The organism is Streptomyces sp. LMG1-1-1.1 (assembly GCF_040815545.1).
GTDB lineage: Bacteria > Actinomycetota > Actinomycetes > Streptomycetales > Streptomycetaceae > Streptomyces.
Window position 1 is genome coordinate 83170 of the sequence record NZ_JBFPNH010000027.1, and the last position, 15042, is coordinate 98211.

Here is a 15042-nt window from a genome sequence, read left to right on the forward strand (position 1 = left end):
CGGGTGGGCGAAGGTGGCGTCTCAGTCGCTGAGGGCGCGCACCAGTGGGCTTCGGTAGTCGGTAGCCGAGGAGCCCACCCGGCGAGCCTCAGTCGCTGAGGCGCGCGCCCGTGGAGGTCGAGAAGACGTGCAGCTCGGCGGCGCGCGGCACGACGTGCAGCGTGGTGCCCTTGGCGGGGACGTCACGGCCGCCGACGCGGACGACCAGGTCCTTGTCCTCGCCGCCGACGCGGGTGGAGCCGTACACGAAGCCGTCCGAGCCGAGCTCCTCGACGACGTTGACGGTGACGGCCAGGCCGTCCTTGCCCGTCGGGCCCTGCACGTCGAAGTGCTCGGGGCGGACGCCGACCGTGACCGTGGTGTCGCCGTTGGCGGCCGCGGCGGCGATGGCCTCGCGGGAGACCGGGACGACGCTGTTGCCGAACTTCACGCCGCCGTCGGTGATCGGGACCTCGACCAGGTTCATGGCCGGGGAGCCGATGAAGCCGGCGACGAAGAGGTTCGCGGGGCGGTCGTACATGTTGCGCGGGGAGTCGACCTGCTGGAGCAGACCGTCCTTCAGCACGGCGACGCGGTCGCCCATGGTGAGGGCCTCGGTCTGGTCGTGGGTGACGTAGACCGTGGTGATCCCCAGACGGCGCTGGAGGCCCGCGATCTGCGTACGGGTCGACACACGGAGCTTCGCGTCGAGGTTCGACAGCGGCTCGTCCATGAGGAAGACCTGCGGCTCACGCACGATCGCACGGCCCATGGCCACACGCTGGCGCTGACCACCGGAGAGCGCCTTCGGCTTCCGGTCCAGGTACTCGGTCAGGTCGAGGATCTTCGCGGCCTCCTCGACCTTCGCGCGGATCTCCGACTTGTTCACGCCGGCGATCTTCAGCGCGAAGCCCATGTTGTCCGCGACGGACATGTGCGGGTACAGCGCGTAGTTCTGGAACACCATCGCGATGTCCCGGTCCTTCGGCGGCAGGTGCGTGACGTCGCGGTCACCGATGCGGATCGCACCCGCGTTGACGTCCTCGAGGCCGGCGAGCATGCGCAGCGACGTCGACTTGCCACAGCCCGACGGCCCCACCAGTACGAGGAACTCGCCATCGGCGATCTCGATGTCCAGCTGGTCGACGGACGGCTTGGTCGCGCCCGGGTACACCCGAGTCGCCTTGTCAAAAGTGACGGAAGCCATGGTGATGTGTCCCTTCACCGGCAGGAACGTGCCGGACGATCCGAGTAAAGGAAGGATTGAGGTCTAGTCCACCCAGGTGAACTCCCAGTGACGCTACCTCCCCCCGCCCGATCTGTCAGCCCTCCCCCACCCCCGTATTCCCCACCCCCCTCCCTCCCCCGTTCGTTACACTGCACTCGCTGCCTCCTTAGCTCAGCTGGCCAGAGCACCGCTCTTGTAAAGCGGGGGTCGTCGGTTCGAACCCGACAGGGGGCTCCAGGTGGGACGCGGGAAGACCCCCGACCGATCATGGTCGGGGGTCTTCGGCGTCTGCGGGGGACATCAACGGCTGCGGTCGGGGGACGTCGGCTGCGGTTGAGGGGGGCGGTCCAGGCGGCGGCTTTGTGGGTTGGGCGGGGGGTGGGGGAGTCAGTCCAACGCAGCAGTCTGGGGGGCGGGTGGGGGTGGGTGGGGTGAGGGTTGGGGGTATGGGCATACGACCTTGGGTGGTCGTCGAGCCACCTGATCGGCGTGGTCTGCGCCGGGTGAAGATTCATGAGAAGACGGTGGGGAGTGCGTGGTCCTGCCGTGAGTTGAGGAGGCTGCTGCGGAGGCTGGGGTATCCGGAGGATTTGGATCTTGAGGACCCGGCGCGGGTGCATTGGCGTGGGGGCGGGAGTGGGGTGTGGCCTGATGGGAGGGGGTGGAGGCGGCGGGCGGTCATTGCGCTGATGGTGGCGGGGCTGCTGGCGTCGCTGGGGCTGCACGTGGAGATCGGGTGGGCGGACGCGTTGGGGGCGCTGACGTTCGCGCAGCGGTTGGTGGGGGTGTTGTTCCTGTTGGCGGGGGTGGTGCAGGGGCTTGCGCTGCCCGCGGTGGTGGATCACTGGGGACGGCGGCAGGTGAGGTTCTCGGGGGCGTTGGTGCTGGTGGGCGTGCTGATGGCGCTGGCCACCTCGACGCTGCTGCTGTTCCTGTGGCTGCAGGAGCACGAGTCCATCGCGACGCGGTGGCTGTTCCTCGGGTTGTGGCTGTGGTCGTTGTGGGCCCTGCACGTGCTGATCCGGGAGAAGGTGTGGCGGGGGATCCCGCATCCCAAGAAGTTCGCAGCGGGGGTCACCGTCACGGCGGTGCTGACGGGTGTGAGTCTGGGGTATTCGATTCTGTACCAGCCCATTGCCGCCCCGCTGCATTTCGTGCTCAGGGCTGATTTCGGGGTGCCGCAGACCGATGCGGATTCCCCGTACCTGCATGTTCCGCTCACGCTCTCCGCGAAGAACACCGGAGGGATTCCGGTGTACCTCGTCGTCGACGACTACACCGTCTTCGGGTCCAAGGCGAAGTACGACGGCGCGGGTGACGCGATGAAGGAGTGGAAGAGCGACGACCAGGATGACGGTTGGTGGAGCGCGGAGGCGGAGGCCTTCGAGAGCGGGGTGGAGAGCGAGATCATCGCGTCGGGGCAGTTCCAGGGGCCCGGGTCGACGCTGGACGCCGGGGAGGAGTTCAGGATGCAGCGGGTGGTCACGCTTCCCAAGGGCACGGCGTACGAGACGTTGAATGCCGTGCTCCAGTTCACCTTCCTGCGGCAGGACCGGGGAAAGCTCGACGACGAGTTCTCTTACGAGAAGCGTTCGTGGATCAAGTCGGAGGGGCGGTACTACTGCCCGCCGGACACATGTGGCGAGCATGTGATCTATCACGGCGGGATCCGCTACAACACGAACCTGATCGATGTGACGCGTAAACCGCGGTACGTGGCGGCTTTCTGGTCGCCGGAAGAGGCTCCCGACGTCTTCATCTCCTCGTTCAACTTCAAGAAGTACAAGAGCGAGTCGCTCTATGACATCTACGGAAACCTGGACGAGGACGAAATGGACAGGGAAGCCGAAAGGTACGGCCTCGGCCAGGTGAGCGTCAATTCGGAGGTGTCCGTCAAGGGGCTGCTGAAGCAGGCGCGGTCCTGAGGCGCTGAGGGGAGCGGCACCAGGGGGCGAGGCTCCGGTTTTTCGGAGTGTCGGGTGGTCCCGTCCGGGAGAATCGGGGCCGACGGGGGCGTCAGGGTGTGGGGTGTCGTGGGGAGGGGTGCGGGGATGAGTCGGCGTTCCGGTGGGGTGCTCGGGGTGTGGGCCGAGCAGCAGCGGATGGCGCAGCGGCAGCTGGAGGGGCAGCAGCAGGCGGTGCTGCGGCAGCAGCGGGACGCGGAGCGGGTGCAGCGGGAGTACGCGCGTGACGTCGCGCGGATGCAGCGGGAGCAGCGGGCCGCGTACCGGCGGCAGCGGGACGCGGACGCGTTGCGGCGGACGCACGAGATAGACCAGCGCGTCGCCGTGCTGGGGTCGTTGCTGGTCACGGGATGCCGGGGCCCCGCCTTCGGCGTGGAGGCGCTGCGCCGGGCCGAGGAGGTCGAGCCGTTCGCTCCCGGGCCGCTGGGGGAGCCCGTCGCCATGCCCGATCAGCGGAACTACCAGGCGCAGGGCGCCTGGACAGCCTCCGGGCGGGCGCAGGCCGAGCGCGACGCACGGGCCCGGTTCGAGCGCGACTGGTACGCCGCGCAGGCCGCCGAGGCGCGGCGGGTCGAGCAACTCGCCTCCTACCGGCGGGAGTACGATCGCTGGGCGGCCGGCAGGCTCGCCGAGATACGGGCCCACAACAGTGGCGTCGCCGGGACGGTCGAGGCCCTGCGGGCCGGCGAGCCGGAGACCGTCGTCGAGTTCTTCTCCGCCGTCCTCTTCGCGTCGACCGCCTGGCCCGAGGGCTTCCCCCGGGAGGTGTCCGCCGCCTACGACCGGGGCGGGCGGGGGCTCGTCCTCGACTGGGACCTGCCCGGGTACGAGGTCGTCCCCGAGGCCAAGGGCGTGAAGTACCTCCCCAGTACCGACCAGGAGAAGGAGGTCCCGCGGCCCGTGACCCAGCGGCGCGCGCTCTACCGGGACGTGCTGGCCCAGAGCGTGCTGCTGGCCGTGCGGGAGCTGTTCGCGGCGGATCGGTTCGGCGTACTGGAGGGCGTCGCGCTCAACGGCTACGTGGGCGGCGTCGACCCCGCCACCGGGCTGGCCTCGCGGGTCTGCGTGGCCTCCGTGACCGTGGAGCGCAGCGCCTTCGAGCGGCTCAACCTGGAGCTCGTCGCGGCCGTGGAATGCGTGACCGGCGCGCTCGGCGGACGCCTCTCCGCCAAGCCGGACGAACGGGTCGCCGTCGCACCGCTGCTCGTCCCCGACCAGGTGAGCGCCGACGTCGTCGTACAGGGGGACGGCGAAGAGCCCGATCTGCTCGCCATGGACCCCGTCGCCTTCGAAGGGCTCGTCGCCCAGCTGTTCCGGGCCCGTGGCCTCCAGGCCGTGACCACGAGCCGTTCCAACGACGGGGGCGTCGACGTCGAGGCGCTCGATCCCGACCCGATCAGCGGCGGGTCGATCCTCGTACAGGTGAAGCGCTACCGGAACACGGTTCCCCCGGCCGCCGTGCGCGACCTGTTCGGCACCGTGCAGGGCGCCGGCGCCAACAAGGGCGTCCTCGTCACCACGTCCAAGTTCGGCCCCGGCTCGTACACCTTCGCCAACGGCAAGCCCCTCACCCTCATATCCGGCACCGAGCTCGTCGATCTGCTCCACCAGCACGGGCTTCGGGGGAGGTTGGGGGCGGGGGCGGGGGCGGGGATGCCGGGGGTGCAGGGGGCGCCAGGGACGCCGGGGGTGGCCGGGACCGCCGGGACGACCGGGATCGCTGGGGTCTCTGGGACGTCTGGGATGTCTGGGGCTTCCGTGGCGGCCGGGGCAGCGGGGGCCCGTACCGCCGTGCCCGGCGCCGTGCCCGCCGCGGTGCCGGCGTCGGCCTCCGTCGAGGCCGACGCCGACTTCAACCTGCTCGGGATGGTGTGGTCCGGGTCCGTCGCCCTCGATGTGTGCGCGCTGGTCTGCGCGGGCAACCGGGTCCTCGGCGACGAGTGGTTCGTCTTCTTCAACAACCCGGCCACGCCCGACCGTTCGGTGTCCATGGTGGCCGCCGCGCCGGGCGACCGTGCCGCCGTACGCGTCGGGTTCGACGCGCTGCCCGGGCGGGCCGACCGCCTCGTGCTCGTCGCCGCCGTCGACCCCGAGGTCAATCCGGACGCGGACCTCGGCGGGTTCACCGAGGCCGGCATCCGGCTGCGCGACGACTCCGGGACCGAGCTCGACCGGCTGGTCGTCTCCGACGGTCGCCCCGGCGAGACGGCGCTCGTCCTCGGCTCGTTCCGGCGGCGCGCCGGCGGCGACTGGGACTTCGTCGTCGGGGGCAAGGGGTACCGGGGCGGTCTTGAGGAGCTCGTAGGGGACTTCGGGATCGAGGTGGAGTGAGGCGGGTGGGGGCGGGGGGCGGGGGCCCTTGGGGCGTCCCGGCCGCGGTATCGGAGGGGGCGCCGCGAGCAGGGGCGCCCGAGCAGGGGGCTCCCGACCGGGCGCCCCTGCTCGGGAGCCCCTTGCTCGGGAGCCCCTTGCTCGGGAGCCCCTTGCTCGGGAGCCCCCTGGTCGGGAGCGCCCTCGCGAGCGGCACGCCCGACCAGGAGCGCCGCCTACAAGGTCCTCCTCGACTGCGGCACGCCCGATCTGGCGCCACTTCCAGTGGCGCCAGCTACAGCAGCGCCAGCTACAGCAGCGCCACCTACAGCAGTGCCACCCACAGCGGTACCCCCGACAGCGGCACCCCCCGACCCGGTCCCCCCCCGTCAGCGCCCGCTCAGGCGGTTCGCCAGGACCGCCACGCGGTCGGTGGTGGCGGTGTGGCCGGTGGATTCGCGGCGGTCGGCGCCGCGGAAGGCGGCGTACATGGTGTGGACGCCGAGCCAGCGGAGGGGCTCGGGCTCCCATTTGCGGACCTTGTGGTCGACCCAGGGGAGGGTGGTGAGGTCGGTGGGGCCGGTCTGGCCGGAGTCCTGGCGGATGAGGTCGCGGAGGGTGCGGGCGGCGAGGTTGGCGGTGGCGACGCCGGAGCCGACGTAGCCGCCGGCCCAGCCGAGGCCGGTGGAGCGGTCGAGGGTGACGGTGGCGCACCAGTCGCGGGGGACGCCGAGGACGCCTGACCAGGCGTGGTCGACGCCCACGCCCGCGAGCTGCGGGAAGAAGCGGACGAGGATCTCGCGGAGGGCCTCGATCGTCTGCGGCTGGGTGCGGCCGTCGTTGTCGGTCTTCGAGCCGTAGCGGTACGGGACGCCCCGGCCGCCGAGGGCGATGCGGTCGTCGGCGGTGCGCTGGGCGTACATGTAGGCGTGGGCCATGTCGCCGAGGGCCTCGCCGCCCGCCCAGCCGACGGAGTCCCACTGGGCGTCGGTGAGGGGCTCGGTGACGATCATCGAGGAGTTCATCGGGAGCCAGGTGCGGCGCTGGCCGGCGAGGGAGGCGGTGAAGCCCTCGGTGCAGCGCAGGACGTACGGGGCGCGGACCGTGCCGTACGGGGTGACCGCGTGCTTCGGCCTGATCTCGGTGACGGGGGTCGACTCATGGATCGTGACGCCGAGGGCCTCGACGGCGGCCGCGAGGCCCGTGACCAGCTTCACCGGGTGGAGGCGGGCGCCGTGCGGGGTCCAGGAGGAGCCGACGGCGCCGGTGACGCGGATGCGTTCGGCGGTCTCGCGGGCACCGTAGAGCTCGCGGTCGGTCTCGCCGAAGGCGGTCTCGGCGGCGTGGAAGGCCTTGAGCCGGATGAGCTGGGCGGGGGAGAGCGCGACTTCGAGGACGCCGCCGCGGTGCTGGTCGGCGTCGATCTTCTCGGTCTCGCAGACGTCGAGGACCTCGGTGACGGTGGCGTTCATGGCCTGCTGGAGGCGGACGGCGGCCTCGTGGCCGTGCAGCTTGGCGTAGCGGTCGCGGCCCGCGATGCCGTTGTACAGCCAGCCGCCGTTGCGGCCGGAGGCCCCGTAGCCGCAGAACTTGGCTTCGAGGACGGTGATGTCGAGGAAGGGGACGGCCTTCTTCAGGTAGTAGGCGGTCCACAGTCCCGTGTATCCGCCGCCGACGATGCAGACGTCCGCGGTGGTGTCTCCGGGGAGCGGTTCGCGGGGCGCGGGGGCGCCCTCCTGCGCGTACCAGAACGAAATTCCGCCGTTGACCGTGCTCATGTATATCCCTCTTCCGGGTGCGTGGGCGGGACGTTACCCGGGGCCTTGGTGCCCTGGATACGGGTCCTTCGGCGGCGTTTCCCCGGTGGTGCCCGGCCTGGGTTCGAGGGTGCGGATTCCGTGCGGATTTCGTTGTTCCGGGAAGACTCTCCCCTGCCCGTACGCATGACCCGGCGCACCGTCTCCGTGGCGGTCGCCGCCGGCTTCATCGCCCGTGCGGCGGCGGGGTGTTCGGGCGGTGGGCAGCCGTCCGCGTCCGCCGCGGCGGCGGTGGCCGCGGTCCCGGCCGAGCACGCCGACGTCCCTCGGGACGTTCCCGGCGGCCCTGGACGGTACGAAGATCGTCGTCGGTGAGAGGGAGGCCCATGTCAGGCCGGCCGCCCTGTTCGCCTCGCAGCCCGCCGGCGCGGACCGGTCGGGTGGGCTCGCTGAGATACGGGATGGAACCCGTGGCCCGGCGAACCCGGGCTCGACGCCGAGCAGGTGGCGCCGGCTCGGACCCTGCTGGCCAGGAGGGCCTGATCCGGGGCAGTCTGGCCCCATGATCCGTAAAGCCACGCCCGCCGACGTCCCCGTCATCTACGCCATGGTCCGCGACCTCGCCGAGTACGAGAAGGAACTCGACCGGGTCGACGCGACCGTGGAGCACATCCACGACGCCCTCTTCGGCGAGCACCCCGCGGCCTTCGCGCACATCGCGGAGACCGAGTCCGGCGAGGTCGCCGGCTTCGCGCTCTGGTTCCTCAACTTCTCGACGTGGCGCGGCGTCCACGGCATCTACCTGGAGGACCTGTACGTCCGCCCGGAGGTCCGCGGCGGCGGCCACGGCAAGGCCCTGCTGCGCGAACTGGCCCGCATCTGCGTCGACCGCGGCTACGGACGCCTCGAATGGTCCGTCCTCAACTGGAACAAGCCGTCGATCGACTTCTACGAGTCCCTGGGCGCCCGCCCGCAGGACGAGTGGACGGTCTACCGCCTGACGGACGGGGCGCTGGCCGAGCTCGGTGGGGCGGGGGTGTAGGAAGAGGGCATGGATACGGTTACGGACATCGAGCAGCGCTTCCAGCGGATCACGGCCTTCATCGAGGCGCGGCTGACTCCGCTCTTCGACCCCGCGAACGGCAGTGACCACGGCTTCGGCATGGACGACACCTCCCGGGCCCTGCGCGCCACGCGCTACACCGTGCAGGCCGCGTCGGCCGTCAACGGCCTCGTGGAGAAGCGGCAGACGGCTCCGGAGCTCCGCCAGGTCGTCGACCAGGCCCTGGAGCACAACTGGGACGTGCTGCGCTCCGTCGCTCGCATGTGGGAGGACCACCCCGACTTCCTGAAGGAGTACAAGGCGCACTCCTGGGACGTCGTGGGGGTCTGATTCCTGGTGGTGGTGGTCGTGGTGGGCGGGGTGGGCGGGGGGTGATCCCGGTCGGGGCCGGGGCTTGTCCGCGGTCGTCGGCGCGGGCCGATGCCGGTCGCGGGCTGTCGCTGGCTGTCGCGGGCTGCCGCGGGCGCGGACTGCCCCGTTCGTGGCCGGGACTGCCCACGGTCTTCGGGGCCGGTCGCCCGGCTCCCCCCCGTGCCTCGTCCTTCCTTCTTGCTTACGGGACCAGGACCACCTTGCCCGTCGTGCCCCGGTTCTCCAGGGCGCGGTGGGCGGCTGCCGCGTCCGCGAGGGCGAAGCGGTGGACGGCGGGGCGGAGGGTGCCGGTGGTCGCGGCTTCGAGGGCGGCGAGTTCGAGGGCGCGGAGGTCACCGCCCGCCTTCTGGACCATGACGGGGCCGAGGACGGACTCCGAGGTGATGGAGCGGGCGGCGAGTTCCTCCGCGGTGAAGGTGAGGGCGCCGGCGTCGAGGCCGGCGCCGGACCAGCCGAAGACGACGTGCTGTCCGCCCTTGCCGAGGAGGTCGACGGCGGCGCGGCCCGTGTCGCCGCCGACCGAGTCGAAGACGACGGTGGCCTGGCGGCCCAGGGGTGCGAGGTACGCGCGGACCTCGTCCGCCCACTCCGGCCTGGTGTAGTCGACGGCCAGGTCGGCGCCGTTCTCCCGGACGAGCGCGACCTTCGCCGGGCCGCCGGCGAGGCCGATGACGGTCGCGCCGGCGTTCTTCGCGTACTGGACGAGCAGGGTGCCGATGCCGCCGGCGGCCGCGGGCACGATCGCGACCGACTCCGGGCCGAGCTCCGTGAACTGCAGGATGCCCAGCGTCGTACGGCCGGTGCCGATCATCGCGACCGCCTCCGCCTCGCCGAGGTGGTCGGGCAGCGCGTGCAGGCGCGCGGCGTCGGTGACGGCCAGCTCGGCGTAACCGCCGGGGTTCATGCCGAGATGGGCGACGACCCGCTTCCCGAGCCACGACGCGTCGGTCCCCTCGCCGACGGCGTCCACGGTGCCGGCGACCTCGCGGCCCGGGACCGTGGGGAGCGCGGTCGGCGTAGGGAAAGGCCCCCGCGCGCCCTCGCGCAGCGCCGTGTCCAGGAGGTGCACACCCGCCGCCGCGACCCGGATACGGACCTGGCCCGCGGCCGGCACGGGGTCGGGCGTCTCCTCGTACGTGAGGTTCTCGGCCGGGCCGAAGGCATGGAGGCGGATGGCGTGCATGGCGGTCCCCTGTGTGGTCGTCGTACGGGCGCCGCGTGAGCGGCTTGACGCGTACAGCCTCTGACCTCAAGCGCGCTTGAGGTCAAGGGGGTCGAGTCGGGGGTCGAGTCGGGGGTCGAGCCGGGGGGCGTGGCCGAGGTGGTCGGTGGGGTTGGTGGGGTTGATGTGGCTCATGTGGCTGGTGTGGCCGAGGTAGTCGGCGCGGTCGTGGCGGTCGAGGGTGTCGAGGGTGTCGGGGCGGCCGTTCCGGTGCGCGCGGGCGGCGGGGTGGGGCGTGTGGCTTGTGTGGCCGAGGTGGTCGGCGCGTAGGGCGAGGGAGACGGCTTCGACCGCGCTCGTGAAGGAGACCTCCGCGAGGACGCCCGGTGCGGCGACCTGGTCGCCGACCAGGTACACGCCGTTCCCCCGGTCGACGGCGGGCCGGTCGCGCCAGGTGGTGCCCGGGCGGTCGACCGCTCCCGTACGGCCCTGGGACACGGAGGCGCGCTGCCAGACGGTCCGCTCGCGCCAGCCGGGGAAGCCGAGGTCGAGCAGCCGCTCCGCGTGGGCGATGCCGTCGGCCTTGGTGCCGTCGGGGCCGATGGGGAGCTGGGCCTGGACCAGCTGCTGCCCGGCCGGGGCGAGCGAGGCGTCCTGGGCGGTGAACCGCTCGATCCAGCCGGGCGCGTCCAGGTCGGAGATCACGAACGGGTCGCCCTTCCGGGTCCGCAGCGCCAGATCGAAGAGGACCGTACGGCCGCTCTCCCAGGTCAGCGACGGGTCACCGAGGAGGCGGGCGGCGGCCGGCAAGGCGGTGGCGACGATCACCGGCCCGCCGTCGGCCGGCAGGGTGTCGACGCGGGACGAGGTCTCGATGCGCACGCCCATCTCCCAGGCCCGCGCGGCCATCCGGTCGATCAGCTCGCCCCAGCCGCCCCGCGGATAGTGCGCCTCGGGCGGCACCGAGGCCGCCCGGTGCAGCCGCTCCTGCACGAACCGGGCGGAGAGGGACCCCGGGTCGTGATGGAAGAGCGCCACCGCGCTGTACGCGGCCGCGTGGCGGGCCGCCCGCTCGCCCGCGACCCCACTGGCCCACGTGTGGAAGTCGACGTCCACGGGGGCCTGTTCGGCCGTACGGCGGGCCAGCCGCAGCAGGCCGAGCGGCGGGACCCGCCGCATCGCCCCGTCCCGGTGGACGCGGAACCGCATTCCCTCGGTCGGCGGCAGCGCCGCGAGCTCGCCCAGCAGCCCGCGCTGCTTCAGCCAGGTCCAATGGGGGCCACCGGCGTACAGCGCGTGCGGGCCCTCGTTGGTGCGATACGGGCCCTCGGCCGTCCGCGCCCGGCCCCCGAGCGTCCGGTGCGACTCGTGCAGCGTCACCTTCGTGCCGGCCTCGGCCGCCGTGATGGCCGCGGTCAGTCCGCCGAAGCCGCCGCCGATGATCGTGAGCTTCCGCATGTCCGTCTCCCTCGTCCCGCTCTCGTACGCCGGTCCCGTACCCCGGTCCCTTGGTGCGGTCCCGTACGTCGGTTCCGTACGCCGGTTCCGTGCGCCGGTCTCGTACGGGGGACGGGAGGCGGGTCCGCGTTCGTGACATCCGAGGCGTTGTCAGTGGCGTACATCACCATGAGGTCATGGCGATGGCACGGAAGAAGAAAGTGGCGGGAGCGCGGCGGCCGGAAGTACGCCTGCCTCCCCTGGCGGCATACGACGGCGACCTCCGGCCCGACGGCGACTACGACGGCCTCGAACTGGCCGGACTCGACCTCACCGCCCAGTCCGGCGAAGGCGCCCGCTTCCTCGACTGCGCACTGCGCGACTGCGGACTCGACCGTGCGCGGCTGTCCGGCGCCCGCTTCCTCGACTCCCTCCTGACGGGCGTACGCGGGGTGGGCACCGACCTCTCCGGCGCCCAACTGCGCGACGTCGAAGTCGTGAACGCGCGGCTCGGCGGCGCGCAGTTTCACGGTGCCGTGTTCGAGCGCGTCGTCGTGCGGGGCGGCAAGAGCGACTACCTCAACCTGCGGTCCGCCAAACTCCGCGACGTCGTCTTCGAAGGCTGCGTGCTCAGCGAGCCCGACTTCGGCGGTGCGGTCCTCGAACGCGTCGAATTCGTCGACTGCGTGCTCACCGGTGTCGACTTCACCGGCGCCCGCCTCAAAGACGTCGACCTCCGCGGCGTCCCCCGTCTCGACATCGCCCGCGGCGTCGAATCCCTCTCCGGCGCGGTCATCTCGACGGGCCAACTCCTCGACTTGGCACCGGTGCTTGCGGCGCGGCTGGGGGTGCGGGTGGAGGACTGAACCCGCCGTCGCCGTCGCCGTCGCCGGCGGCGTTGGCGGGGGCCCGGCTGCCCGGGGCCTCACGGGTTGGCCCTTCGCGCTGCCGGGCGATGCCCATCCGCCCGTGCCGTCGTGGACCTTCGCGCCGCGGGTGCGGGCCCGCCTGCTCTGCTCTCGCTGCCCGTTGAGGGCCGTCGGTCCGCTGGTGCGGGCCTACCCGCCCTGCTTCTGCCGCCCGTTGTGGGCCTCTCACCCCGTTGTGGGCAATCGTCCGCCAGGGGCGGGACGGGTGGGCACAGCGGACGGCGCCCCGTGCCGGGCCCAGGCTTCCGGTCCTGAACCCCGCACCCTTCGTGCGGCGAGCTCGGGGTGCGGGCCGGGCACAAGGAGCGGAGGCGCCGCCGAGGGCGCCGTCCCGTGTGCCCACCCGTCCCGCCCTGCGGGACGATTGCCCACACGGGGGTGGGCGGCGACTGCGGCGGGGACGGGGGCCCTGGGCGCCGTCCACACGGCGGGGGCGAGGCGGCCAGCCGCGGGCCCACACGGGGGTGGGCGGCGGCTGCGGCGGAGGCGGGGGCCTTGGGCGCGGTTCACACGGCGAGGCCGGGGCCGCCTGGGCGCGGGTCCACACGGGGGTCGGTCTGCGGCGGCCGTGGCGGGGACGGGCTGCCTGGGGGCAGTCTGCATGGTGGGGCGGAGGCGCCTAGGCGCGGGCCCACACGGGGGTGGCTGGCGGCTGCGGCGGGGACGGGGGCCCTGGGCGTGGTTACCACGGCGAGGCTGGGGGCGCCGGGGCGCGGGCCCACCCGTGGCTGAGGGCGCCGGGGCGCGGGCCAACGCGTGGGTGAGGGCGCGGGGGCGCGGGCCAACGCGTGGGTGAGGGCGCGGGGGCGCGGGCCAACGCGTGGGTGAGGGCGCGGGGCGCGCGGACGGGGCAGGGCGCGGAGGCGTTCTGGCCGGGAGCACGGGGCCGCGTGGGCGGGCGAGGCCCGTACGAGGTGGGGGTGTGGGCGGGCGGTGGTGCCGGGGATGGGGCGGGGGCCGGGCGGCGCGGGGGCCGGGCGGCGCGGGGCGGCGGGTGCCGCCCTGGGGGCGGGGCTAGGTCAGGCGGGGGAAGCGGGCCTGGAGGGACCAGATGGCGGGGTTGTCGGCGAGGCCGTCGTGCATGTCGGTGAGGTCGGCGATGAGGTCGTGGAGGAAGTCGCGGGCCTCGCGGCGGAGCGCCGTGTGGTTGAAGGTGATCGGCGGTTCGTCGCCCGGCATCCAGTCGGCCTCGACGTCGACCCACCCGAAGCGGCGCTCGAAGAGCATGCGGTCGGAGGACTCGGTGAAGTCGAGTTCGGCGTACTGCGGCTGTGCGGCGCGGCTGCCTCGCGGGTCCCGGTCGAGCTGCTCGACGATGTCGCACAGCGCCCAGGCGAAGTCGAGCACCGGCACCCATCCCCAGGCTGTGGACACCTCGCGGTCCGCCTCCGTGTCGGCGAGGTACACGTCCCCGCAGAACAGGTCGTGGCGCAGCGAGTGGACGTCCGCGCGGCGGTAGTCGGTCTGCGGCGGGTCGGGGAAGCGACGCGAGAGGGAGTAGCCGATGTCGAGCACGTGACCGATGGTGTCACGGCACCGGCCCGGCCACGCACGCGAGGACCACCCCCGGCTCTCATCCCGACGCCCCGGCTTCCGTCACGAGCGGCGGGTGTGGAGGGCTCGGGCGAGGTGGGGGCCGAGCCAGCGCTTGAGGCGGCGGAGGGGTTGGAGGTGGTCGGCGGCGCGGTCGAGGCGGTAGTAGAGCTGAGGGGGGATGTGGGGGAGGAGGGGGGAGTGGCGTTGGCCGAGGAGGGCGAACATGTGGGCGGGTTCGAGGGCCATGTAGCGGGGGAGGTTTTCGTACCACTGGGCGCTGTAACGGGCGGCGCTTTGGGCGGAGAGGAGTTCGGCGCGGCGGCGCTTGCCGTAGGTGGTGAGAGCGGTGTCCAGGTCGGGGTGGCCGTGCAGGGCTTCGGCGAGGGCGAGGGCGTCTTCGAGGGCGAGGGTGGTGCCGGCGCCGATCGAGTAGTGGGTGGTGTGGGCGGCGTCGCCGAGGAGGACGAGGTTGCGGTGGTGCCAGGTGCGGGTGGTGAGGGTGCGGAAGGTGAGCCATTGGGCGGGGGCGTCGGCGCGGTCGCGGCCGATGAGCTCGTGGCCGTCGAGGAGGTCGTGGAAGAGCTTTTCGAGGAGGTTCAGGCTGTCGGCTTCACCGCGGGTGTCGAGGCCGAGGCCCTGCCACGTCTCCGGGGAGCATTCGACGACGCAGGTGGAGCGTTCGCCGCTGAAGCCGTAGGCGTAGCACCAGATCCAGCCGTGTTCGGTCTCCTTGAAGGCGAAGCTGAAGGAGTCGAAGACCTTGGTCGTACCGAGCCAGATGTACTTGTTGCGGCCGCTGGTCATGGTGGGGCCGAAGTGGCCGGCGTGGGCTTCGCGGAGTGCGCTGTTGACGCCGTCGGCGGCGACGACGAGGTCCGCGTCGGCGAGTTCGGGCGCGTCGGGGCCGGGGACGTCGTGCTCGAACTCCACCCGGACGCCGAGCTCCCGCGCGCGGTCGGCGAGGAGCCCGAGCATGCGTCGCCGGCCGATGCCGAAGCCGGCGTCGCCGCGGTGGACGGTCCGTTCGTCGCGGACGATCGCGACGCCGTCGGTCCACGTCACGGACGCTTCCGCGACCGCCGCCGCGGACTCGGGGTCGCCCGCGCGCAGCTTGTCGAGGAGTCCGGCCCAGAAGGTGACGCCCCAACCGTAGGTGGAGCCCTCGGGGTTCCGCTCGTACACGGCGATGTCGTGCGTCGGGTCCTGCCGCTTCAGCAGGATCGAGAGGTACAGGCCGGCGGGGCCGCCGCCGACGATCGCGAGCTTCACGTGCGCTCCCACGGAGAACGAACCGATGCATGACAC

10 protein-coding genes, 1 tRNA gene and 1 pseudogene are annotated in these 15042 nt (G+C 72.7%); 6 read left to right on the top strand and 6 right to left on the bottom strand.

Annotated elements, in window-relative coordinates; translation table 11 throughout:
- Positions 1-88: 88 nt before the first annotated feature.
- Complete coding sequence (locus MRBLMG1_RS16190; RefSeq protein ID WP_367824741.1) at positions 89-1186, bottom strand: ABC transporter ATP-binding protein; 1098 nt, start codon at positions 1184-1186, stop codon at positions 89-91.
- Between the two features lie 181 nt (positions 1187-1367).
- Between MRBLMG1_RS16190 and MRBLMG1_RS16195 the strand changes: the two genes are divergently transcribed.
- From MRBLMG1_RS16195 to MRBLMG1_RS16205, 3 genes are all read left to right on the top strand, one after another.
- A tRNA-Thr gene (locus tag MRBLMG1_RS16195) sits at positions 1368-1444 on the top strand.
- Between the two features lie 452 nt (positions 1445-1896).
- A complete protein-coding gene (locus MRBLMG1_RS16200; RefSeq protein WP_367824712.1) occupies positions 1897-3132 on the top strand; it encodes a hypothetical protein in 1236 nt (411 codons plus the stop codon).
- A 126-nt stretch (positions 3133-3258) separates the two neighbouring features.
- On the top strand, positions 3259-5502 hold the full coding sequence (locus MRBLMG1_RS16205; RefSeq protein WP_367824713.1) for a restriction endonuclease: 2244 nt from the start codon (positions 3259-3261) through the stop codon (positions 5500-5502).
- A 368-nt stretch (positions 5503-5870) separates the two neighbouring features.
- Here MRBLMG1_RS16205 and MRBLMG1_RS16210 read toward each other — a convergent pair whose 3' ends face one another.
- Positions 5871-7259, bottom strand: a complete 1389-nt coding sequence (locus tag MRBLMG1_RS16210) for an NAD(P)/FAD-dependent oxidoreductase (RefSeq protein ID WP_367824714.1) — start codon at positions 7257-7259, stop codon at positions 5871-5873.
- A 541-nt stretch (positions 7260-7800) separates the two neighbouring features.
- On the opposite strand from MRBLMG1_RS16210, the gene MRBLMG1_RS16215 reads away from it, so the two are divergent.
- A complete protein-coding gene (locus tag MRBLMG1_RS16215; RefSeq protein ID WP_367824715.1) occupies positions 7801-8280 on the top strand; it encodes a GNAT family N-acetyltransferase in 480 nt (159 codons plus the stop codon).
- A gap of 9 nt (positions 8281-8289) precedes the next feature.
- Complete coding sequence (locus tag MRBLMG1_RS16220; protein WP_367824716.1) at positions 8290-8631, top strand: hypothetical protein; 342 nt, start codon at positions 8290-8292, stop codon at positions 8629-8631.
- Positions 8632-8854: 223 nt separating this feature from the next.
- Here MRBLMG1_RS16220 and MRBLMG1_RS16225 read toward each other — a convergent pair whose 3' ends face one another.
- Positions 8855-9856, bottom strand: a complete 1002-nt coding sequence (locus MRBLMG1_RS16225) for a zinc-binding dehydrogenase (protein ID WP_367824717.1) — start codon at positions 9854-9856, stop codon at positions 8855-8857.
- Positions 9857-10162: 306 nt separating this feature from the next.
- Positions 10163-11293 (bottom strand): annotated as a pseudogene (locus MRBLMG1_RS16230) (phytoene desaturase family protein); the annotation flags it as partial.
- A gap of 176 nt (positions 11294-11469) precedes the next feature.
- On the opposite strand from MRBLMG1_RS16230, the gene MRBLMG1_RS16235 reads away from it, so the two are divergent.
- Positions 11470-12138 (top strand): pentapeptide repeat-containing protein, encoded by a 669-nt coding sequence (locus MRBLMG1_RS16235; protein ID WP_367824718.1) that lies wholly within the window; start codon positions 11470-11472, stop codon positions 12136-12138.
- A 1077-nt stretch (positions 12139-13215) separates the two neighbouring features.
- Here MRBLMG1_RS16235 and MRBLMG1_RS16240 read toward each other — a convergent pair.
- The gene (locus MRBLMG1_RS16240) at positions 13216-13716 is read right to left on the bottom strand and encodes a hypothetical protein (RefSeq protein ID WP_367824719.1); all 501 of its coding nucleotides are present in this window, start codon (positions 13714-13716) and stop codon (positions 13216-13218) included.
- Between the two features lie 81 nt (positions 13717-13797).
- On the bottom strand, positions 13798-15006 hold the full coding sequence (locus MRBLMG1_RS16245; RefSeq protein WP_367824720.1) for an FAD-dependent monooxygenase: 1209 nt from the start codon (positions 15004-15006) through the stop codon (positions 13798-13800).
- Between the last annotated feature and the right edge of the window lie 36 nt (positions 15007-15042).